Raw genomic sequence first — 19,788 nt, 5'->3', positions numbered from 1 at the left:
TCCCGTTACGTCATACCCAATTACTCAGGGTTGTCTGCTAGCGATCTCGCCGCTTTGACGCAGTGGGCGAGCGCCGCGCGCGCGTACGCGGGTGAAGCCCCCGCGAGTCCGCACGACGGAGTGACCGTGACCGACTCCGCGAGCGATCCCGGATTCAGCCCCAGCCTGCGCCACAACGTCCTGACACCCATGACGCTACCGGCAGGGTCTGACAATCGGCCGTCCACGCCCGGCACCACACCGGCGAAGAGCTTCGTGCCGCCCTCGACGGTCTCGCCGATCACCTCGTCGTCACGCTCGGTGAGAAGTGAGGCGTCGAACGAGATCGCGTGGGCGCCGGCGCGGCGCAGCAGCGCGAACGGCACGTCCGGCGCGCAGGAGTGCACAACCGTGGGGCCGTACCCCTCCTGGACGGCCAGGACGTCCCGCAGGGTGTCCTCCACGACCTGCCGGTCCACGGCGCGGTGGGTGCGGTACTCGCTGGCGGTCTTGATGTGGCCGCGCAGCACGGCGATGAGCGAGGGCTCGTCGAGCTGCAGCACCACCTGGGCGCCCGGCACCCTGCGGCGCACGTCGGCGAGGTGCTCGCGCAGGCCCTCGGCGAGCGATCCGGCGAGGTCGCGGCAGGCGCCCTGGTCGGAGAGGGCGGCCTCGCCGTTGCGCAGCTCCAGGGCGGCGGCGAGCGTCCAGGGGCCGACGGCCTGGACCTTCAGCGGTCCCTCGTACCCCTGGGTGAACTCCTCCAGGGCGTCGAGGTCCTCGCCGAGCCAGGCCCTGGCCCGTTTGGTGTCGCGCCCGGGGCGGTCACCGATGCGCCAGCCGCTGGGCTCCACGCGCGCGTACAGGTCGACGAGCAGGCCGGCGGTGCGGCCGATCATGTCGGCGCCGGGTCCGCGCGCGGGCAGCTCGGCGAGGTACGGGATGCCCTCCTCGGGCCCGTCGAAGCTGCCGGTGACGGTCTTCGCGGCCTCGCGGGCATCGCCGCCGGGCATGGACCCGACGCCGGTCGCCGGGCCCCAGGTGAACGTGTCGTCGGTGAACGTGTCGCTCATCGGCCCGGCCGCACCGTCAGGTCGTTGACCTCCGCGTCGCGCGGCAGGTCCAGGGCCATGACGATCGTGGTGGCGACCGACTCGGGGTCGATGAAGCGGGAGGGGTCGTACTCCTTGCCCTCCTGCTGGTGCACCTTGACCTGCATGGCGCTCGCCGTGCGGCCGGGGTAGACCGAGGTGACGCGGACGCCGTTGCCGTGCTCCTCCTGGCGCAGGGAGTCGGCGAGCGCCTTCAGGCCGTGCTTGGAGGCGGCGTACGCGGACCAGTCGGCGTTGGCGGTCAGGCCCGCGCCCGAGTTGACGAAGACCACATGCCCCTGGCAGAGCCGGAGTTGGGGCAGGAAGTGGCGGGTCAGCTCGGCGGGGGCGATGAGGTTGACGTTGAGCTGGTGGCGCCAGGCCTTGGGGGTCAGCTCACCGACCGGGCCGAGGTCGACGACGCCCGCGATGTGCAGGAGGGAGTCCACGCGCGCGGGCAGCGACTGGTGCCCGAAGGCCCAGGAGAGCTTGTCGGGCTCGGACAGGTCGCCCACGAGCGTGCTCGCCCCGGGGAACTGGGCGGCGAGCTCCTTGGCGCGGCCCGCGTCCCGCGCGTGCAGGACGAGGTCGTCGCCGCGTGCGTGCAGGCGGCGGGCGACGGCCGCGCCGATGCCGGAGCCGGCCCCGGTGATCACATGTGTTGCCATACCCGCCATGCTCGCATCACCGGGTGCCGTGTGATTCCTCCAGGTAGGCCAGGGCGCCCACCGGCTCCTCGGCGAAGAAGACCAGGTCGGTCAGCGGCAGGGGCAGGAAGCCCTCGTCCTCCATGCGCCGGAACTGCTCCTTGAGGCCGTCGTAGAAGCCAGCCGAGTTCAGCAGGACCACCGGCTTGGTGTGCTTGCCGTGCTTCTTGAGCTCCAGGATCTCGGTGGCCTCGTCGAGCGTGCCGGTGCCGCCGACCATGATCACGATCGCGTCGGCCTTCTCCAGGAGGAGCGCCTTGCGCTCGGCGAGGTCGCGTGCGATCACCATCTCGTGGGGCTCGCTGACGACCCTGGCCTTGGCCGCGAGGAAGTCGACGGAGACACCGACGAGCCGCCCGCCCGCCTCGTCGACGCCGTCCGCCACGACCTTCATCAGGCCGCTCTCGGAACCGCCCCACACCAGGGTGTGCCCGCCCTTGCCGAGCAGTTCGGCGAACTCCCGGGCCGGGCGGGTGTAGCGGTCGTCGAGGTCGGCGGCGGAGAGGAAGACGCAGATGTTCATGCGCCCACGGTACGGTCCGACACTGACAGCACCGTCGAGGAGGGCACGTCGTGACCAAAGGACACCGGATCACTGTCGAGCAGGGCACGGACCATGTGCGCGTGGTGCACGACGGCCAGGTCGTGGCGGAGAGCCGCCGCCCGCTGCTTCTGCGCGAGACGGGCTACCCCGTACGCCACTACCTGCCTCCGGAGGACGTGCGTACGGACCTGCTGACGCCGTCCGCGACGACCACGCACTGCCCCTTCAAGGGCACGGCCTCCTACTGGTCGCTGCCGGGCGCGCGGGACGCGGTGTGGGCGTACCGGGAGCCAAAGCCGGAGGTGGCGGCCGTCAAGGACCACTACTGCTTCTACGACGCGGAGATCACCGCACAGCAGGGATAGCCACGGGGGCAACAGGGCCAGTCACCGGACGGCGGCGGCGAACGTCTTGCGGTAGGCGGCCGGTGAGACGCCGAGCACCGCGCGCATGTGCTGGCGCAGGGAGTTGCCGGTGCCGAACCCCGCCCGGTGGGCGACCAGGTCCACTGGCAGATCGCTCGACTCCAGGAGCTGGCGGGCCAGCTCGATGCGCTGAGCGGTCAGCCAGCGCCCGGGAGGCATGCCGACCTCTTCCTGGAAGCGGCGCGTGAAGGTTCGCAGGCTCATGCTCGCGTGGGCGGCCAGCTCGCCCAGGGACAGAGGCTCCTGGAGCCGTTCGAGGGCCCACGCGCGCGTGGCGGCCGTCGTGGCGAGCGTGGGCTCGGGGACGGGCCGTTCGATGTACTGGGCCTGGCCGCCTTCGCGCCAGGGCGGTACGACGCACAGACGGGCGACGTGGTTGGCGACGGCGGCGCCGTGGTCGCGGCGTACGAGGTGGAGGCAGAGGTCGATGCCGGCCGCGACGCCCGCCGCGGTGAGTACGTCGCCGTCGTCCACGAAGAGCACGTCCGCGTCGACCTTGATCCTGGGGAAGGACCGCTGGAAGTCGTGGGCGGCGTGCCAGTGCGTCGTCGCGGGCCGCCCGTCGAGGAGACCTACGGCGGCGAGGACGTACGAGGCGTTGCAGAAGGACACGATGCGGGTGCCGGGCCTGATCCGCCGCAGGGCGGCGGCCACCGGCTCCGGCAGGTCGTCGCCCTCCATCCCGTGATCGAAGCGGTGGGTCGGCGCGATCACCACGGTGTCCGCCCGCGCCAGGGCCTCGGAGCCGTGCTCGGCCGCCACCGTGAACCCGGAGTCCGTCCGCACCGGACGCCCGTCCACCGTGCAGACGACGACGTCGTAGAGCGGCTTTCCCCGGTCGTCGACCGCGGCGCCGAAGACCCGCGACGGGATGCCCAGCTCGAAGGCGTAGACACCGTCCAGAGCAAGGACGACCACTCGATGTGCGCCACCGAGGTCGCTGTTGCGGTCACTGCCGCAGTCGCTGCTGCGGTCACTTTCGCGGTCGTTCCGGCCCATGGCCGAATCCTGTCACATCATGGCCAAACTGCCATCACCATGATTCGGCGTCCCGACGCACGCTTGGCCCCATCAGCCGCTTCCGAAAGAGGAAAACCATGAAGATGCGTGCCGTCAGCCCCCGCGCCTGGGGCGCCCCCGAGAACCTGGTCCCCGTGGAGGTGGAGCGCCCCGAGCCGGGCCTCACCGAGATCCTGGTCCGGGTGCACGCCGCGGGCGTCAACCCCGTCGACTGGAAGACCCGCGCGGAGGGCGCCTTCGGCACCTGGGGAGAGACTCCAATACTCGGCTACGACGTGTCGGGCGTCGTCGAGGAGGTGGGCCCGGGAGTGACCTTGTACTCCCCCGGCGACGAGGTGTTCGGGATGCCCCGCTTCCCGGAGCAGACGGGCGGGTACGCCGAGTACGTGGCCGCGCCCGCCCGGCGCTTCGCGCCCAAGCCCGCGGGCATCGACCACATCCAGGCCGCCGCGCTGCCCCTCGCGGCGCTCACCGCCTGGCAGGGCCTCATCGAGACGGCCGGGCTGCGCGCCGGGCAGCGGGTGCTGATCCACGCGGCCGCCGGCGGCGTGGGACACCTCGCCGTGCAGATCGCCAAGGCGCGGGGCGCGTACGTCATCGGAACCGCCCGCGAGGAGAAGCACGAGTTCCTGCGGGGGCTCGGCGCGGACGAAGTCGTCGACTACGCGCGCGTGGACTTCGCCGAGGCGGTCAGCGACGTGGACGTGGTCCTCGACGGCGTGGGCGGCGAGTACGGCACGCGCTCCCTGGCCGTCCTGCGCCCCGGCGGCCACCTGGTGACGCTGCCCGACCCGGGCGGCCTGCCGGACGCCGACCGCGCGCGGGAACTCGGCGTGCGCACCGGCTGGACGGTCGTAGAGCCGGACCGCCTGGGCCTCCTGGAGATCGCCCGCCTGGTGGACGAGGGCAAGCTCCGCGTGGAGATCGATACGGTGCTGCCCCTGGAGGACGCCGCGAAGGCACACGCGTACGGCGAGCAGGGCCGCACGCAGGGCAAGATCGTCCTGCGGGTCCGCTGATCAACTGGGCTGCTGATCAGGCCACGAGGGCGGGCGGTGGCGTTTGACGGAGGGCCAGCTCGAACCACATGGTCTTGCCGCCCGGCCCGTACGGCCCCTCCCCTATGGCACACCCGCCCCAGCGGTCGGCCACGGTGTCCAGGATCACCAGGCCCCGGCCGCTGTCCGCGTGGACGCTCACGGGTGAGGGCGGGGCGAGCGAGGGCAGGTCGGGGCTCATGTCCCACACGCTGACGCGCAGCACGGGACAGAGCCAGTGCAGGCGTACGGAGGCGGGGCCCTTGGTGTGCCGCACGGAGTTCGTGGCGAGCTCGGTGGTCAACAGCTCGGCGCTGTCGGCCAGTTCGGTGAGGTGATGCGCGGTGAGGACTGCGCGGAGGGTGAGACGGGCGATCGCGGGGCCACGGGGGTCGCAGGGGAAGTGGAGTTCGTAGGTCCAGGGGGCGGTGAAGGGGAGAGGGCGGGGCCCAGGGGGCGAGGGCTGGGAGTACGGGTCATCGGGTTGGACGTCGAGGGATGAACTCACGCGGCACCTCCATTGGTGCGGGGCGCTCTGGGGAGCGTGTGGACGTGAATGCGGGCCCCGGGTACCGGTGTTCGCGCTGGCGCGGTGTGTGGAGGTTGAGCTTCGCGTCGCTCACCGGCTGGAACGCCAGCGCGTCGTCACCAGTGACGACTGCGTGCCGTACATCGGGATCATCCACGAGGCGGCGTTGCGCATCCAGGTCGGAGGCCCGAAGGTATCGCGCGAGCAGTTGACTCACTTGCTGGAGTCGAGCGACCGCGAGAACGTGACCTTCCTGGTCATCCCGTTCACTGCTGGGGGCTTCCCCATGGCAGGTGAGTCGCTCATGTACGCGGAAGCAGCGGAGCCTCACTTGGACACAGTTCACATGGATTCCCCCAGCGGCGCCGTGTTCCTTGATTCACCGACGCAGTTGGAGAACTTCCGCAAGCGCCTGAACCTCATCGAGAAGGTAGCGTTGGGAGCGTCGGCGTCCCAGGACGCCATCCGTTCGGTCATCCGCGACCTTTGAGAGGTACGTCTCTTGCCCGAGCTGCACTGGCTCAAGTCGTCGTTCTCCGAGGAGGGCGGCAACAACTGTGTCGAGATAGCCGCGACCGCCCCCGAGGGCATCGCCCTCCGCGAAAGCGACAGCCCGGCCGACGTACTGACGACGGACCGGGCCGCGCTGGGGGCGCTGGTGCGGAGCCTCAAGGCGGCGTCCGCCTTCGAGTGACCGGTGTGCGGGCCTTCGACCGCGCGGGGCCCGGTCAGACCGCCGCCGCGGCCCGCTCCGTAGTGGCGATCGTCGCCGAGCCCACCACGCGCGTGCCGTCGTACAGCACGATCGCCTGGCCGGGGGCCACGCCCCGGACCGGCTCGTCGAAGGAGACGTGCAGGGCGTCGTCGACGAGTTCGGCGGTCACCGGCGTCTCGCCGCCGTGGGCCCGCAGCTGCGCCGTGTACGTGCCGGGGCCGGAGGGGGCCGCCCCGCACCAGCGGGGCTTGATGGCGGTCAGGCCGGTGACGTCCAGGGCGGCGGCGGGGCCGACCGTCACGGTGTTGTTCACCGGGGAGATGTCCAGGACGTACCGCGGCTTGCCGTCGGGGGCCGGGGTGCCGATCCGCAGGCCCTTGCGCTGGCCGATCGTGTAGCCGTACGCCCCTTCGTGGGTGCCCAGGACCTCCCCGGACTCGTCCACGATGTCGCCCTCCGCCTTGCCGAGGCGGGCGGCGAGGAAGCCCTGGGTGTCGCCGTCGGCGATGAAGCAGATGTCGTGGCTGTCGGGCTTCTTGGCGACGGCGAGGCCGCGCTCCTCGGCCTCCGCGCGGATCTCCTCCTTGGTGGTGAGCGTGTCACCGAGGGGGAACATCGCGTGGGCGAGCTGACGGTCGTCCAGGACCCCGAGGACGTAGCTCTGGTCCTTGGCCATGTCGGAGGCGCGGTGCAGCTCGCGCGTGCCGTCGTCGTTCACGACGACCGTGGCGTAGTGGCCGGTCACCACCGCGTCGAAGCCGAGCGCCAGGGCCTTGTCCAGGAGCGCGGCGAACTTGATCTTCTCGTTGCAGCGCAGGCACGGGTTGGGCGTGCGCCCCGCCTCGTACTCGGCGACGAAGTCGTCGACCACGTCCTCGCGGAACCTCTCGGCGAGGTCCCACACGTAGAACGGGATGCCGATGACGTCCGCGGCGCGGCGGGCGTCGCGTGAGTCCTCGATGGTGCAGCAGCCCCGCGCGCCCGTGCGGAAAGACTGCGGGTTCGCCGAGAGCGCGAGGTGCACTCCCGTCACGTCGTGTCCCGCCTCGGCGGCGCGGGCGGCGGCGACGGCGGAGTCCACGCCGCCGGACATGGCGGCCAGGACACGGAGGGGGCGCGGGGAGGGCTGCGGGGTCTCGGTCAAAGTCATAGCTCTAACAGAGTACGGGCCCGCGGGAACCGGATGCCCGTGAGTAAGCGTTGACGATCATATGGGGGAACCAGAGGGGCAGAAGCCGGGAAGCCGCGGAGTCAGCCGGCGCACCCTGCTCATCGGCGGTGGCGTGGCCGCCGCCGGCACGGCCATGCTCGCCCGGGACGATCTTGGGCGGCTGTGGTGGCGGATGCCCGGCGTGGTCAAGAAGCGCAAGGAGGGCGAGGTCGACGCCCGCGGCGCCCAGTGGATAGCCGCGTCGGACTACAACTGGCGGCGCGCGGACCGCCCCGACGACTACGACATCGACCGCGTCGTCATCCACGTCGTCCAGGGGGGCTACGACACGGCGCTGCGCGTCTTCAAGGATCCGGGGCACGGCGCCGCCGCGCACTACGTGGTCCGCAGGGACGGGCACATCGCCCAGATGATCCGCGAGCTTGACGTGGCGTTCCACGCGGGCAACAGGAGCTACAACGAACGCAGCATCGGCATCGAGCACGAGGGCTTCGTCGACAAGAAGTCGTCGTTCACGGACAAGATGTACACCGCCTCCGCCGCGCTGACCGCCGGGATATGCGAGCGGTACGACATCCCGGTGGACCGCGAGCACATCGTCGGACACGTCGAGGTGCCGGGCACGGACCACACGGATCCCGGCCCGCACTGGGACTGGGACCGGTACATGCGCCTGGTGCGGGCCGCCGCGCGCGAGGGGCCCGGGAAGACCGCGAAGAAGGCCTAGCTCAGCCCCGCCGACCGCGCCCGTTCCACCGCGGGGCCGATCGCCGCGGCCACCGCGTCGACGTCCGCCTTGGTCGACGTATGGCCGAGGGAGAAGCGGAGCGTGCCGCGCGCCAGGTCGGGGTCGGTGCCCGTGGCGAGCAGGACGTGGCTGGGCTGGGCGACGCCCGCCGTGCACGCCGACCCCGTGGAGCACTCGATGCCCTGCGCGTCGAGCAGCAGCAGCAGGGAGTCGCCCTCGCAGCCGGGGAAGGTGAAGTGCGCGTTGGCGGGCAGTCGGCCCCCCGGCGACGGGTCGCCGCCGAGGATCGCCTCGGGGACCGCCGAGCGGACCGCGGCCACCAGCTCGTCGCGGAGCGCGCCGATCCCGGCGGCGAACCGCTCGCGGTGCTCGGCGGCGTACTCCCCGGCGACGGCGAAGGCGGCGATGGCGGGCACATCAAGGGTGCCGGAGCGCACATGCCGCTCCTGGCCGCCGCCGTGCAGCACGGGCACGGGGCTGTACTCGCGGCCGAGCAGCAGCGCGCCGATGCCGTACGGCCCGCCGATCTTGTGCCCGGAGACGGTCATCGCGGCGAGCCCGCAGGCGCCGAAGTCGACGGGGAGCTGGCCGTAGGCCTGCACGGCGTCGGCGTGCAGCGGGACGCCGAACTCCGCGGTGACGTCGGCCAGTTCGCGGACCGGCTGGATCGTGCCGATCTCGTTGTTGGCCCACATGACGGTGGCCAGGGCGACGTCGTCGGGGTTCCGCTCGATCGCCGCGCGCAGCGCGTCGGGGCGGACGCGGCCGTACGAGTCGACCGGCAGGTACTCGACGGTGGCGCCCTCGTGCTCCCCGAGCCAGTGGACGGCGTCGAGGACGGCGTGGTGTTCGACGGGGCTGGCGAGAACGCGGGTACGGGCCGGGTCCGCGTCGCGGCGGGCCCAGTACAGGCCCTTCACTGCGAGGTTGTCGGCCTCGGTGCCGCCGGAGGTGAAGACCACCTCGCTGGGGCGTGCGCCGAGCGACTCGGCGAGCGTCTCGCGGGCCTCCTCGACGGTACGGCGCGCCCTGCGGCCCGCCGCGTGCAGCGAGGAGGCGTTGCCGGTGACGGCGATCTGCGCGGTCATCGCCGCGATCGCCTCCGGGAGCATCGGAGTGGTCGCTGCGTGGTCGAGGTAGGCCATGGTGCGCACGATTCTACGAGCCGCGCGGCACCGGACGACCCCGCGGTATCAGCCTCCGAGACCCCAGGACACGGTGTCGTCCATCGAGACCAGCGCGGCGAGGACGATCAGGTCGGCCACACCCAGCCCGAGTCCGAGCAGCGCACGGCCCCTTCGGGCGGTGCCGCGCCACAGGGCGACGCTCGCGAGGACGATCGCGATGGGGCCGAGAAAGATGTTCAGGACGAGCAGCCCGAGGAGGCCGCAGACGAAGGAGGCGACGGCCATGCCGTCGGTGTCGCGGCGTCCGGTGGGGCGTTCGGCACGGGTTTCAGTACGGGCCTCGGTGCGGGCTTCAGTACGGGGTTCAGTATCGCGTTCGGTGGTGAGTGCCATGGTCCGACTCCTTGCAGGTGGAGTTGCCGTGCGGATCTGGGGCGATGGCCGCTCAGCGGTGGCGCGTGCCGCGCTCGCGGATCGCGAAGACGACCAGCCATACGCCGATGACCGTGGCGGCGACGAGAGTGACCGGCAGCGGGGTGTGGGCCACGGAACCCATGGCGACACCCAGCAGGAGCAGGGCGGCGACAAGGAAGATCACGAGAGAGTCCCTCCGGTTCGGTGAACGCTTGTGGTAACAACTGTTCACTGACTCACAGAGTACTCCTCTCCGCGCTTTCAAAACTCGGAGAACAGTTGTTAACTGCATGGCATGAGTCACACGCCCGGCGTTCGGCAGGCCCAGAAGCAGAAGACCCGGCAGGCGCTCCTCGACGCGGCGCTCCAGCTGCTTGAGGAGCAGAGCCTCAGCAGCCTGGGCCTGCGCGAGGTCACCCGCGCCGTGGGCGTCGCCCCCACCGCCTTCTACCGGCACTTCCGCGACACGGCCGACCTGGGCGTGGCGCTCGTCGAGGAGGCGCTCGGCAGCCTGCACACCGCGCTCACCGCCCTGCTCTCCGCGACCGGCGACCGCGCGGGCGAGGACGACGGGGAGGAGCGCATCGCGGCCACCGTCGAACTGATCGCCGCGTACGTCCGCGCCCACCCCGCCCACGTCCGCTTCATCGCCCGCGAGCAGCACGGCGGCGTGCAGTCGGTACGCGCCGCGATAGGCGGCCAACTCGCGCTGTTCGCGGAGGAAGTGAAGGATCAGTTCGCCAAGGAACCGGAGGCGGCCGGCTGGGCCGAGGACGATCTGCTGATGCTCGCCGGGATGTACGTCGACCACATGGTCATGACCGCGTCCGCGCTCCTGGAGGCGGAGCGGGACCCGCGGGCCGCCGAGCGGGTGGCGGCCACGGCGCGCCGGCAGCTGCGGCTCGTCAGCCTCGGCCGCCGCCACTGGCTGGACGAGCGCTGACACCGGCCGATCCCTCACACCGATCGACGCCGAACACCGACCGACCCGAACACCGGTCGGTCCCGAACACCGGGCGGCCCCGAACACCGAACGCCTCGGGGCGCAAGCGGCCCCTCGACTCCCGCGTAAGGGGCAATTACCCTCTACGCCCATGACGATCGCCGACGACACCTGGACCCTCGACCGCACCTTCCCCAGCTCCTCGGGCACCGTCCGCTGGGCCGCGCTCGGCCCCGCCGAGGCCCCGCCCGTCGTACTCGTGCACGGCACCCCCTTCTCGTCGTACGTCTGGCGGGCTGTCGCCCGCGCCCTCTCGCGTGAACACCGCGTGTACGTATGGGACTTGGCCGGATATGGCGCATCGGAGATGCGGGAGGGGCAGGACGTCTCGCTCGCCGCGCAGGGCCGCGTCCTGACCGAGCTGCTCGACCACTGGGGTCTTGAGCGGCCAGCCGTCCTCGCCCACGACTTCGGCGGCTGCGTCGCCCTGCGCGCACGTCTGCTGCACGGCGCCCGCTACGACCGCCTCGCCCTCGTCGACCCGGTGGCCCTCGCCCCCTGGGGCTCCCCCACCTACCGGCTCCTCGGCGCGCACCCCGATGTCTTCGCGCAGCTGCCGCCCGACCTGCACGAAGCCCTCGTACGCGAGTACGTCGGCTCGGCGAGCCACCGCGGTCTGCACCCGGCGGTGCTCGACCGGCTGGTGGCGCCCTGGTGCACGGACGAGGGCAGGTCCGCCTTCTACCGGCAGATCGAGCAGAACGACCAGCGCTACACCGACGAGATCCAGGACAGGTACGGCGAGCTGGACCTGCCCGTGCTGATCTGCTGGGGCGCCGACGACACCTGGATCCCGGTGGAGCGCGGCCATGAACTGGCCAAGGCGATTCCCGGCGCCGAGCTGCGCGTGATCGACGGCGCGGGGCATCTCGTACAGGAGGACGCGCCCGCCGAACTCACCGGGGAGCTGACGCGTTTCCTTCACACGGATTTCCCGCGCACGGATTTCCCGCGTACAGAGCGGTAATGGACGCCGCGGCCGCCGCCAGCGCCTCGCGCACCTCGGGCGGTGAGAGCACCTCGACGTGATGGGTGAACGGCAGCAGCATCTTGGCGGCGCCCACCACCTCGTACGCGAGGCGCACCGTGATCCACTCGCTCACGCCGTCGTCCTCGGGGTGCTCGGCGAGCGCGTGGCTGTTGATGCGCAGGAACTGGTCGAAGCGGGCCCTGCGCACCCGGGCGGTCACCGCGATACCACCCGGCCTCTCCTCCACCCGGCGTCTCAACACCGCCCAGGCGTCGGCCAGTTCGACGCCCGGCCGCCGCTGGACCGGGGCGTCGGTGAGGGCCGCCGAGTGGACCCGGTCGGCGCGGAAGAGACGTGGGGCGCCACGCCGGTCGGCGACGAGATACCAGACGCCCGCCTTGGACACCAGGCCGTACGGGTCAACGGTGTACGTCCTCGGCTCCGCGGCGCCGCTGTGCCGGTAGCGCAGCCGCAGCCGCCGGTCGGCGAAGACCGCGTCCTGCAGCGCCTCCAGGTCGACGCTCGCCCGCGGCCCCGGCATCCAGCGCGAGGCGTCGACGAGGATGCGGCGGCTCGCCAGCTCGGCGGCGGGCCGGTGCGGTGCGGGCAGCGCGGCCATGACCTTGCGCAGCGCGGAGCCCAGCGCCTCGTCCAGGCCGAGCGCGGCGTGCGCGCCCCGCGCGGCGAGGACGAACAGCGCCCGCGACTCGTCGGCGGTCAGCCCCGTCACGTCGGTGCGGAAACCGGCGAGCAGTTCGATGCCGCCGTGCCGCCCCCGCTCGGCGTAGACCGGGACACCGGAGGCGGACAGGGCCTCGATGTCCCGGTAGATGGTGCGGACGGAGACTTCGAGCCGCTCGGCGAGCTCGTGCGCGGGCACCCGGCCGCGGGTCTGGAGCAGCAGCAGGATCGAGAGCAGCCGGTCAGCTTTCACGCCGTCCAGGATCCCCTACGTCCGGGAACCCCTACGCCCAGAATCCCCTACGTCCAAGATCTCCTACGACGGTCAGGCGACGCGGCCTAGGCAAGCCGCGCCCGCGCCAGCTGGCGGGACTGCGCGACCAGGCGGTCCTCGCTGTCCCAGACCTCGGCGTCCTCCTCCAGGAAGCCGCCCGCGAGGTTCCGCGTGGTGATCGCGACGCGCAGCGGTCCGGGGGCCGGGCGGTGGCGGACGTGGACCGTCAGTTCGACGGTGGGCACCCAGCCGGTGAGGCCCATCTCGAAGGCGGTCGGCGGCAGCGCGTCCACCGCGAGCAGCAGCGACAGCGGGTCGGCGTCGCGGCCGTCCGCGAGGCCGAACCAGGCGCGCATCTCGCCCTTGCCGGAGGGCTGCCCGAGCGCCCAGCCGAGCGTGGCGGGGTCCAGCTTGAGGAAGAGGCGGTCGGCGATGGCGGAACTGCCGGGCACCGGGCGGTGGTCCGGGGCGTCCTGGGCGCCGAAGCACTGGTCGAGCGGCGGGATCGCGGGCGGTTCGGCGATGGTGCGGACGTCGTCGGGCAGCGCGTCGAGGTCTCCGTACGAGGCGAGCACGCGGATGCGCTCGACCTCGCGGCCCTCCTCGTCGTACTGGAAGAGGGAGGCCTGTCCGGTGGAGAGCGACCGGCCGCCGCGCACCACGTCCGTGCGGATCACGGCGGGGCCGGGGCTCGACACGGTGAGGTAGTGCGCCGAGATGGTGAAGGGGTCGGCGTGCGGCAGGGCGTCCGCGAGGGCGCGGCCGATGACGGCGAGGAGATAGCCGCCGTTGACGGCGCTGATGATCGTCCACCCCGCCGAGAGCTCGGTGTCATAGACGCCGGGCTCGCGCCGGGTGACCGCGGTGTCGCGGTCGAACTCGCTGTCGCCGGTGCGCGCGGGCGCCGATGCGGGAACTGTTGCTGCCGTTGCCATGGCAGCAACGTACAACATGTAATTACTGAGCGGTAGCTTTTTCTGTCGGTCCGGACAGAGCCCTGTTACGGCGTCTCCTCCGCCTCGGCCTCCACCACCGTGGACCGGCGGTGCCAGGCGCGCGGCGCCCGCCAGTGGTAGCGCAGCGCCAGCAGCCGCAGGACGAACGTCGTCACGACGGCGAGGCCACTGGTGAAGGCCGTCAGCTCATCGAAGCGGATGCACAGGGCGACCATCGTGGCGCCCACGATGGCGGGCACGGCGTACAGGTCGCGGTCCCAGCGGACCAGCGAGGGCACTTCGTTGGCGACGATGTCGCGCAGCACACCGCCGCCCACCGCGGTCGCGAGCCCCAGGGTGGCCGACGCGGTGAGGCCGAGGCCGTAGTCGTACGCCTTCGTCGTGCCCGCGACACAGAAGAGGCCGAGCCCCGCCGCGTCGAAGACGTTCACCGCGAGCTGGGTGCGCTCCACCTCCGGGTGGAGGAAGAAGACCAGCGCCGCCGCGAAGAGCGGCGTGATGAAGTACCCGAGGTCGGTGAAGGCGGCCGGCGGCACCGCCCCGATGACCAGGTCGCGGAAGAGCCCTCCGCCCAGCGCGGTGACCTCGGCGAGGACGGCGATGCCGAAGACGTCGAAGTTCTTGCGTACGGCGAGCAGCGCGCCGGAGATCGCGAAGACGAAGATCCCCACGATGTCGAGCGCGTGCTGGACGGAAGGGCTGAACAGATCCTGGAGCACGCGCCATTCTTACCCGTGGCCGGGCGGGGCTCGTCGCGGCCTTCGCCCAGGCTTGAGGGTTTGTGGGCCTCGAACCCTACGCGCTGGGGCTCCCCCGTCCGAAAGTCTCACAGGGAAGTTCAATGACAAGGTTGAAGCCAGGCGACGTACGAGAGGGAGGAGCACGGAAGCCATGAAGTTCCTGCTGGAGGTCGACATGGGCGAGAACGCGTTCGACGGGAAGGCCGCCGACGAGCTGGGCCGCATCCTGCGGTACTGGGGCGGCAACCTCCGCCACTACGCGCTGACGCCCGGCGACGGCGAGACGATCAGTGACTCCGCCTACCGGGAAGTGGGCCGCTGGAGCGTCGTCGCCGAGTGACGCGGGCCCGGACACGCCGACGGGAGGGTGCGATCCCCTCGCACCCTCCCGTCGGCGGCCTTCTTACTTACTTCTCCGCCTGCTTCGCGGGAGCCTGCGCCGGCGACTCCGCCGCCGACTCCTCGGCCTTGGGGACCACCGTCACCACCTCGATCGCCTCCTTGGCGGCCGAGAGCAGCTTCGTGTCCTCGGGCGCCTGGTCCTCGGCGTTCTCCGGATGGTGGCACGCCACCTGGTGCCCCGTGGCCAGCGCGGCCAGCGGCGGCTCCTTCGTCGTGCAGATCTCCGTCGCCTTCCAGCACCGCGTGTGGAAGCGGCAGCCGGTGGGCGGGTCGATCGGCGAGGGGACGTCGCCGCGGAGCAGGATGCGCTCGCTCTTGGCGCCGCGCCGCCTGGGGTCGGGCACCGGCACGGCGGAGAGCAGCGCCTTCGTGTACGGGTGCATCGGCGTGGAGTAGAGGTCCTTGCGGTCCGCCAGCTCCACGATCTTGCCCAGGTACATCACCGCGATGCGGTCCGAGACGTGCCGGATGACCGACAGGTCGTGCGCGATGATCACGTACGTCAGGCCGAGCTCGTCCTGGAGGTCGTCCAGGAGGTTGACCACCTGGGCCTGGATGGAGACGTCGAGGGCCGAGACCGGCTCGTCCGCCACCACCAGCTTCGGCCGCAGGGCGAGCGCCCGCGCGATGCCGATGCGCTGGCGCTGACCGCCGGAGAACTCGTGCGGGTAGCGGTTGTAGTGCTCGGGGTTGAGCCCGACGCGCTCCAGCATCTCCTGCACGGTCTTCTTCACGCCGCCCTCGGGCTTGACGCCCTGGAGCTTGAAGGGCGCGCCGACGATCGTGCCGATGGTGTGCCGCGGGTTCAGCGACGAGTACGGGTCCTGGAAGATCATCTGGACGTCGCGGCGGAACGGACGCATCTTCCCGGTGTTCAGGTGCGTGATGTCCGTGCCCTGGAACTCGACGCGTCCGCCGGTCGGTTCGAGCAGCCGGGTGATGAGCCGGCCCATCGTCGACTTGCCGCAGCCGGACTCGCCCACCACGCCGAGTGTCTCACCGGGGCGCACGTCGAAGGTCAGCCCGTCGACCGCCTGCACGGCCGCGACCTGGCGCTGGAGCAGCCCCTTCTTGATGGGGAAGTGCTTCACCAGGCCGTCGACCTTGAGCAGCGGCTCGGTCGGACTCTTCGTGTGCGCCGGGATCGTCATCTCCTGGCCCTGGCCCTTCACGTCATCTTTCACAGCTTCGGCGCAATCTCTTCGGTCCAGATCCGGGTGCGCTCTTCCTGCGACATGTGGCAGGCGGAGTAGTGCCCGGCGGCCACCTCGCGCAGGCCGGGGCGCTCGCGGCGGGTGATCTGATCCTTGGGGATGTCCGCGTAGGGGCAGCGCGGGTTGAAGGCGCAGCCGCTCGGCAGGTTGATCAGGCTGGGCGGGGAGCCCTTGACCGGGATGAGGCGCTCGGTCTCCTCGCGGTCGATGCGGGGCATCGAGCCGAGCAGGCCCCAGGTGTAGGGGTGCTGCGGCTCGTAGAAGACCTTCTCGGCGGGGCCGCGCTCGACGCACCGGCCGCCGTACATGACCAGGAGCTCGTCCGCCATCTCGGCGACGACACCCAGGTCGTGCGTGATCATGATGACGGCGGAGCCGAACTCCTTCTGCAGGTCCCGGATGAGGTCGAGGATCTGCGCCTGGACGGTGACGTCCAGGGCGGTGGTCGGCTCGTCCGCGATGAGCAGCTCGGGGTTGTTCACCAGCGCCATGGCGATCATCGCCCGCTGGCGCATGCCGCCGGAGAACTCGTGCGGGTAGGAGTCGACGCGCTTGTCCGGCTGCGGGATGCCGACCCGGTCGAGCATCTCGATGGCACGCTTGCGGGCGGCCTTCTTGTCGACGTCGTTGTGGACCCGGTACGCCTCGGTGATCTGCTTGCCGATGGAGTAGTACGGGTGCAGCGCGGAGAGCGGATCCTGGAAGATCATCGCCATTTCGCGGCCGCGCAGCTTGCGTACGTCGTCGGGGGCGGCGCTCAGCAGTTCCGTGCCGTTGAGCCAGATCTCCCCGGAGATCCGCGCCCTGCGGGAGCCGTACTGGCCGGCGGTGTGCAGGCCGAGGATGCCCAGCGAGGTGACCGACTTGCCGGAGCCGGACTCGCCCACGATGCCGAGGGTCTTGCCCTTCTCCAGCTGGAAGTCGAGTCCGTCGACGGACTTGACCAGGCCGTCGTCGGTCGGGAAGTGCACCTTGAGGTCGCGCACCTCCAGGAAGGCGGAGGGGGCGGGCGAGCCGACGACGGGCTCGCCCACCGCGGCCCCGCTCTTGGAAAGTTCGGTCATCCCAGCCTCACTCGCGGGTCGATGACGGCGTACATGAGGTCGACGACGAGGTTGGCCACGGCGATCGCGAGCGCCGCGCACAGGGTCACGCCGAGGATGACGGGCAGGTCCTTGCTGCTGATGGCCCTGACCGCCTCCAGACCGAGCCCCGGCAGGTTGAACGTGGATTCGGTGAGCACCGCGCCGCCCATCAGGACACCGAGGTCGAGTCCGAAGACGGTGAGGATCGGCGTCATCGCGGAGCGCAGCGCGTGCTTGCGGATGACGGTGACCTCGCCGAGGCCCTTGGCGCGGGCGGTGCGGATGTAGTCCTCGCCGAGTACTTCGAGCATGGTGGCGCGGGTGAGGCGGGCGTACATCGCGGCGTTGAGGAAGGCGAGCACGATCCACGGCAGGATCAGCGTCTGGAGCCAGACGCCGGGTGAGTCGTCGGTGCTGAGGCTGTCCGCGATCTTCACCCAGCCGAGCTGGTGGACGAAGATGCCCATCGCGATCATGCCGGTGAAGAAGACGGGGAGCGAGACACCGGCGAGGGCGGTGGTCATCGCGGCCCGGTCCCAGATGGTGCCCCGCCGCAGCGCGGAGATCACACCGGTGGCGACACCGCCGGCGAGCCAGAGCACACAGGCACCGGCGGCGAGCGCGCCGGTGACGGGCAGGGCTTCCTTGAGGGTCTCCCAGACGGGAGCCTCGGTGCGGAAGGAGTAGCCGAAGCAGGGCGCCGGGCAGTGCGTGACGTCACTGCCGTTGACGTAGTCGCGCCCCATCGGGATGCCCTTGATGAAGTCCCAGAACTGGACGAGGAGCGGGTCGTCGAGTCCCAGCTTGGTCCGGATGCCCTCGATCTGCTCGGCACCGGTCGCCTTGCCGGCGAAGAGGACGGCGATGTCCTGTCCCGCCCACTTGGGCAGCATGAAGAAGACGGTGAAGGTCGCGAGCAGTACGACCAGCACCATGATGACGACGGCGATCAGGCGCCGGATGAGATAAGCAAGCACTGTGCGCGGCCCGGCGGTGGCCGGGACCCCCTTGTGAGGAGTCCCGGCCATCGCCCCGGGCCATCACCTGCCCTTCGGACTGGCGGGATTCGGCGGCGGTGAGACGGTCGATCGACCAGAGGTGTGGATCAGTCGATCAGTCGATCAGCTACGGGTCATGCGAGCCTTGTTACTTGACGACGCCGAGCGAGACGTAGTCGTAACGGCCGTTGTAGGCGTCGGACATGTAGGCGTTGGTCAGCCGCGGCCCGCGCCAGGTGATGTTCTTCTCGTAGAGGAAGGGCATCCAGTCGGCGTTGTCGAGGATCCGCTTGTCGAGTTCCTTGTAGATCTCGCCGGCCTTGGCCGGGTCTGTCTCGGCGATCGCCTTGTCGAAGAGCGCGTCGACCTTCTTGTCCTTGATCTGCGACTCGTTGTAGTTGCCGGTCGGCATCAGGAAGCGGCTGTCGAACAGCGGCTGCGCGTAGCCCTGGCCGGACGGGAAGTCCGGGCCCCAGCCGCTCATCGTCATGCCGTAGCCGCGCTTCTTCACGACGGAGGGCGAGCCGGTGATGCTGGAGGTGTCGGCGCCGTCCAGTGCGTCCACCTCGACGTTGATGCCGACCTTCTTGAGGTGGGCCTGCAGTGCCTCAGCGGCGTCGACCTCGCCCGGGTTGTTGTTGCGGGCGGTGAGCTTGGTGCTGAAGCCGTTCGGCTTGCCACACTGCTTCAGCTCGTCCTTGGCCTTGGCCCGGGACTCCGCGTCTGCCTTCTCCTTGGCCTTGCCCTTCAGAGCACTGCGCTTCAGAACCCCGTACGGGTCGTAGTCGCTGTGTCCCGGGATCGCCACGGGGAACGTGCTGTTGGCGACGTCGCCGGCCGCGACCTTGCCTCCTCGGGTCTGCTGCAGTCCGGCGAAGTCCGTGGCATAGAAGACTGCCTTGCGGCAGTGCACGTTGTTGAAGGGCTCCGCCGTGTGGACGAGCGCGACGTAACGCACGAAGGACGTGTGCATGTTGTCCACGCTGTCCTTGTGGTCCGTGACAGCAGTGACACGGCCGGACTGGGTCATGCCCGTGCCGTTGAGGTCGACGTCGTAGTCGCCCGCCATCAGCTTCTTGTCGTTCTCCTCCAGGTTGGCGGAGATCGTCACGTCGATCTTGTCGGGCAGCGCCGCGCGGATCGGGTCCGAGGACTTCTTCCACTTGTCGTTGCGGACCAGGACGATCTTCTTGCCGGCCTTGTACTGCTGGAACTTGTAGGGGCCGGAGGAGAACGGACGCTGGGTGTACTTGGCCTTGGTGTCCTTGGCCGCCTTCACCGGGGAGCCGCTCGGCATCGCCAGGAACTGCTCGAAGTCGCCGTTGCGCTTGGGCAGCTTGAAGATGATGGTCTGGTCGTCGGGCGTCTCGATCGCGTCGAGGCCCTGCTTCGAGGTGTCCTTGTAAGGGCCCTTGTACTTGCTCTTGGGGTCGAGCGTCTGCTTGATGTAGCCGGGGCCGCCGGTGATGGTGTCCGTCGCCCAGGCGCGCTCGATGCCGTACTTCACGTCCTTGGAGGTCAGCTTGGAGCCGTCCTCCCAGGTCAGGCCATCACGCAGCTTGTACGTGTAGGTCTTGCCGTCGTCCGAGATCTTGGCGTTGGAGGTGGCGAGGTCCGGGACCAGCTTCGTGCCCGCCTTGCCCGGCTTGGTGTCGTAGGACACCAGCTGCCGGGTGTAGAAGCGCATGAAGTCCCACGACATGCCGTAGTAGGCGCGCTGGGGGTCGGCGGAGTCGAGGTCCTGCTTGCCGACCATCCTCAGCGTGCCCCCCTTCTTCTTGGACGCGTTGGCGACCTTGTCGAGCGCCGCGTTGTAACCGGCTCCCTTGCCGCCGTCACCGCCGTCACCGTCACCGCTGCCACAGGCCGTGGTGGTCACCAGCGCCGCGACGACGAGGGCCGCACCAGCGGTGAGCCGTCGTTTCGAGGAAACTGTGGGCATTTTCTCGTAACCTCCG

At 70.6% G+C, this 19,788-nt stretch carries 24 protein-coding genes; 8 read left to right on the top strand and 16 right to left on the bottom strand.

What is annotated here, in order from left to right; translation table 11 throughout:
* Nucleotides 1-20: 20 nt before the first annotated feature.
* The 3 genes from ACWDZ7_RS30525 to ACWDZ7_RS30515 are packed head-to-tail and all read right to left on the bottom strand — an operon-like array spanning nt 21 to nt 2,300.
* The gene (locus ACWDZ7_RS30525) at nt 21-1,052 is read right to left on the bottom strand and encodes a methionine synthase (RefSeq protein ID WP_451801436.1); all 1,032 of its coding nucleotides are present in this window, start codon (nt 1,050-1,052) and stop codon (nt 21-23) included.
* Entirely contained in the window at nt 1,049-1,738 is a 690-nt protein-coding gene (locus ACWDZ7_RS30520; protein ID WP_451801434.1) for an SDR family oxidoreductase, read from the bottom strand. The genes ACWDZ7_RS30525 and ACWDZ7_RS30520 overlap by 4 nt, the downstream gene beginning before the upstream one ends.
* 16 nt (nt 1,739-1,754) lie before the next feature.
* Nucleotides 1,755-2,300 carry an LOG family protein gene (locus ACWDZ7_RS30515; protein WP_451801432.1) on the bottom strand — a complete coding sequence of 182 codons (546 nt, stop codon included), beginning with the start codon at nt 2,298-2,300 and terminating at the stop codon, nt 1,755-1,757.
* Nucleotides 2,301-2,350: 50 nt separating this feature from the next.
* On the opposite strand from ACWDZ7_RS30515, the gene ACWDZ7_RS30510 reads away from it, so the two are divergent.
* The gene (locus ACWDZ7_RS30510; RefSeq protein WP_451801430.1) at nt 2,351-2,686 is read left to right on the top strand and encodes a DUF427 domain-containing protein; all 336 of its coding nucleotides are present in this window, start codon (nt 2,351-2,353) and stop codon (nt 2,684-2,686) included.
* 21 nt (nt 2,687-2,707) lie between these two features.
* Here ACWDZ7_RS30510 and ACWDZ7_RS30505 read toward each other — a convergent pair whose 3' ends face one another.
* Nucleotides 2,708-3,745, bottom strand: a complete 1,038-nt coding sequence (locus ACWDZ7_RS30505; RefSeq protein WP_451801428.1) for a GlxA family transcriptional regulator — start codon at nt 3,743-3,745, stop codon at nt 2,708-2,710.
* Nucleotides 3,746-3,843: 98 nt separating this feature from the next.
* Here ACWDZ7_RS30505 and ACWDZ7_RS30500 point away from each other — a divergent pair, with 98 nt between their 5' ends.
* The gene (locus tag ACWDZ7_RS30500; protein WP_451801426.1) at nt 3,844-4,785 is read left to right on the top strand and encodes an NADP-dependent oxidoreductase; all 942 of its coding nucleotides are present in this window, start codon (nt 3,844-3,846) and stop codon (nt 4,783-4,785) included.
* A 16-nt stretch (nt 4,786-4,801) separates the two neighbouring features.
* On the opposite strand, the gene ACWDZ7_RS30495 is transcribed toward ACWDZ7_RS30500, so the two are convergent.
* A complete protein-coding gene (locus tag ACWDZ7_RS30495; protein WP_451801424.1) occupies nt 4,802-5,311 on the bottom strand; it encodes an ATP-binding protein in 510 nt (169 codons plus the stop codon).
* Between the two features lie 67 nt (nt 5,312-5,378).
* Here ACWDZ7_RS30495 and ACWDZ7_RS30490 point away from each other — a divergent pair, with 67 nt between their 5' ends.
* Nucleotides 5,379-5,822 (top strand): DUF5753 domain-containing protein, encoded by a 444-nt coding sequence (locus ACWDZ7_RS30490; protein ID WP_451801422.1) that lies wholly within the window; start codon nt 5,379-5,381, stop codon nt 5,820-5,822.
* Nucleotides 5,823-5,834: 12 nt separating this feature from the next.
* Nucleotides 5,835-6,026, top strand: a complete 192-nt coding sequence (locus tag ACWDZ7_RS30485) for a DUF397 domain-containing protein (protein WP_451801420.1) — start codon at nt 5,835-5,837, stop codon at nt 6,024-6,026.
* Nucleotides 6,027-6,060: 34 nt separating this feature from the next.
* On the opposite strand, the gene mnmA is transcribed toward ACWDZ7_RS30485, so the two are convergent.
* Nucleotides 6,061-7,191, bottom strand: coding sequence for a tRNA 2-thiouridine(34) synthase MnmA (gene mnmA / locus ACWDZ7_RS30480; protein ID WP_451801510.1), 1,131 nt, complete (start codon nt 7,189-7,191; stop codon nt 6,061-6,063).
* A gap of 67 nt (nt 7,192-7,258) precedes the next feature.
* On the opposite strand from mnmA, the gene ACWDZ7_RS30475 reads away from it, so the two are divergent.
* Nucleotides 7,259-7,945, top strand: a complete 687-nt coding sequence (locus tag ACWDZ7_RS30475) for an N-acetylmuramoyl-L-alanine amidase (protein WP_451801418.1) — start codon at nt 7,259-7,261, stop codon at nt 7,943-7,945.
* Here ACWDZ7_RS30475 and ACWDZ7_RS30470 read toward each other — a convergent pair.
* From ACWDZ7_RS30470 to ACWDZ7_RS30460, 3 genes are all read right to left on the bottom strand, one after another.
* A complete protein-coding gene (locus ACWDZ7_RS30470; protein WP_451801416.1) occupies nt 7,942-9,111 on the bottom strand; it encodes a cysteine desulfurase family protein in 1,170 nt (389 codons plus the stop codon). The two genes, ACWDZ7_RS30475 and ACWDZ7_RS30470, sit on opposite strands and share 4 nt — an antisense overlap.
* A gap of 48 nt (nt 9,112-9,159) precedes the next feature.
* Entirely contained in the window at nt 9,160-9,378 is a 219-nt protein-coding gene (locus tag ACWDZ7_RS30465; protein ID WP_451801508.1) for a DUF4190 domain-containing protein, read from the bottom strand.
* Between the two features lie 160 nt (nt 9,379-9,538).
* Nucleotides 9,539-9,691 (bottom strand): hypothetical protein, encoded by a 153-nt coding sequence (locus ACWDZ7_RS30460; protein ID WP_451801414.1) that lies wholly within the window; start codon nt 9,689-9,691, stop codon nt 9,539-9,541.
* Between the two features lie 111 nt (nt 9,692-9,802).
* Between ACWDZ7_RS30460 and ACWDZ7_RS30455 the strand changes: the two genes are divergently transcribed.
* Nucleotides 9,803-10,450: a TetR family transcriptional regulator gene (locus ACWDZ7_RS30455; protein WP_451801412.1), complete on the top strand. Its 648-nt coding sequence runs from the start codon at nt 9,803-9,805 to the stop codon at nt 10,448-10,450.
* 151 nt (nt 10,451-10,601) lie between these two features.
* Nucleotides 10,602-11,477: an alpha/beta fold hydrolase gene (locus ACWDZ7_RS30450; RefSeq protein ID WP_451801410.1), complete on the top strand. Its 876-nt coding sequence runs from the start codon at nt 10,602-10,604 to the stop codon at nt 11,475-11,477.
* On the opposite strand, the gene ACWDZ7_RS30445 is transcribed toward ACWDZ7_RS30450, so the two are convergent.
* From ACWDZ7_RS30445 to ACWDZ7_RS30435, 3 genes are all read right to left on the bottom strand, one after another.
* Complete coding sequence (locus tag ACWDZ7_RS30445) at nt 11,407-12,414, bottom strand: helix-turn-helix transcriptional regulator (protein WP_451801408.1); 1,008 nt, start codon at nt 12,412-12,414, stop codon at nt 11,407-11,409. The two genes, ACWDZ7_RS30450 and ACWDZ7_RS30445, sit on opposite strands and share 71 nt — an antisense overlap.
* Before the next feature lie 86 nt (nt 12,415-12,500).
* A complete protein-coding gene (locus tag ACWDZ7_RS30440; protein WP_451801406.1) occupies nt 12,501-13,370 on the bottom strand; it encodes a thioesterase family protein in 870 nt (289 codons plus the stop codon).
* A 65-nt stretch (nt 13,371-13,435) separates the two neighbouring features.
* Nucleotides 13,436-14,110 carry a trimeric intracellular cation channel family protein gene (locus tag ACWDZ7_RS30435; RefSeq protein WP_451801404.1) on the bottom strand — a complete coding sequence of 225 codons (675 nt, stop codon included), beginning with the start codon at nt 14,108-14,110 and terminating at the stop codon, nt 13,436-13,438.
* Between the two features lie 172 nt (nt 14,111-14,282).
* Between ACWDZ7_RS30435 and ACWDZ7_RS30430 the strand changes: the two genes are divergently transcribed.
* On the top strand, nt 14,283-14,471 hold the full coding sequence (locus ACWDZ7_RS30430; protein ID WP_451801402.1) for a hypothetical protein: 189 nt from the start codon (nt 14,283-14,285) through the stop codon (nt 14,469-14,471).
* A 67-nt stretch (nt 14,472-14,538) separates the two neighbouring features.
* On the opposite strand, the gene ACWDZ7_RS30425 is transcribed toward ACWDZ7_RS30430, so the two are convergent.
* From ACWDZ7_RS30425 to ACWDZ7_RS30410, 4 genes are all read right to left on the bottom strand, one after another.
* The gene (locus ACWDZ7_RS30425) at nt 14,539-15,684 is read right to left on the bottom strand and encodes an ABC transporter ATP-binding protein (RefSeq protein WP_451801507.1); all 1,146 of its coding nucleotides are present in this window, start codon (nt 15,682-15,684) and stop codon (nt 14,539-14,541) included.
* Between the two features lie 29 nt (nt 15,685-15,713).
* Nucleotides 15,714-16,811: an ABC transporter ATP-binding protein gene (locus ACWDZ7_RS30420; RefSeq protein WP_451801400.1), complete on the bottom strand. Its 1,098-nt coding sequence runs from the start codon at nt 16,809-16,811 to the stop codon at nt 15,714-15,716.
* Complete coding sequence (locus ACWDZ7_RS30415) at nt 16,808-17,809, bottom strand: ABC transporter permease (RefSeq protein WP_451801505.1); 1,002 nt, start codon at nt 17,807-17,809, stop codon at nt 16,808-16,810. The genes ACWDZ7_RS30420 and ACWDZ7_RS30415 overlap by 4 nt, the downstream gene beginning before the upstream one ends.
* Nucleotides 17,810-17,978: 169 nt before the next feature.
* Nucleotides 17,979-19,772 (bottom strand): ABC transporter substrate-binding protein, encoded by a 1,794-nt coding sequence (locus tag ACWDZ7_RS30410; protein ID WP_451801398.1) that lies wholly within the window; start codon nt 19,770-19,772, stop codon nt 17,979-17,981.
* Nucleotides 19,773-19,788: the final 16 nt, after the last annotated feature.

It is taken from the genome of Streptomyces sp. NPDC003032, from assembly GCF_053591415.1.
The sequence above is the reverse complement of the archived record's forward strand: the minus strand, read 5'-3'. Positions and strand labels throughout refer to the sequence as shown.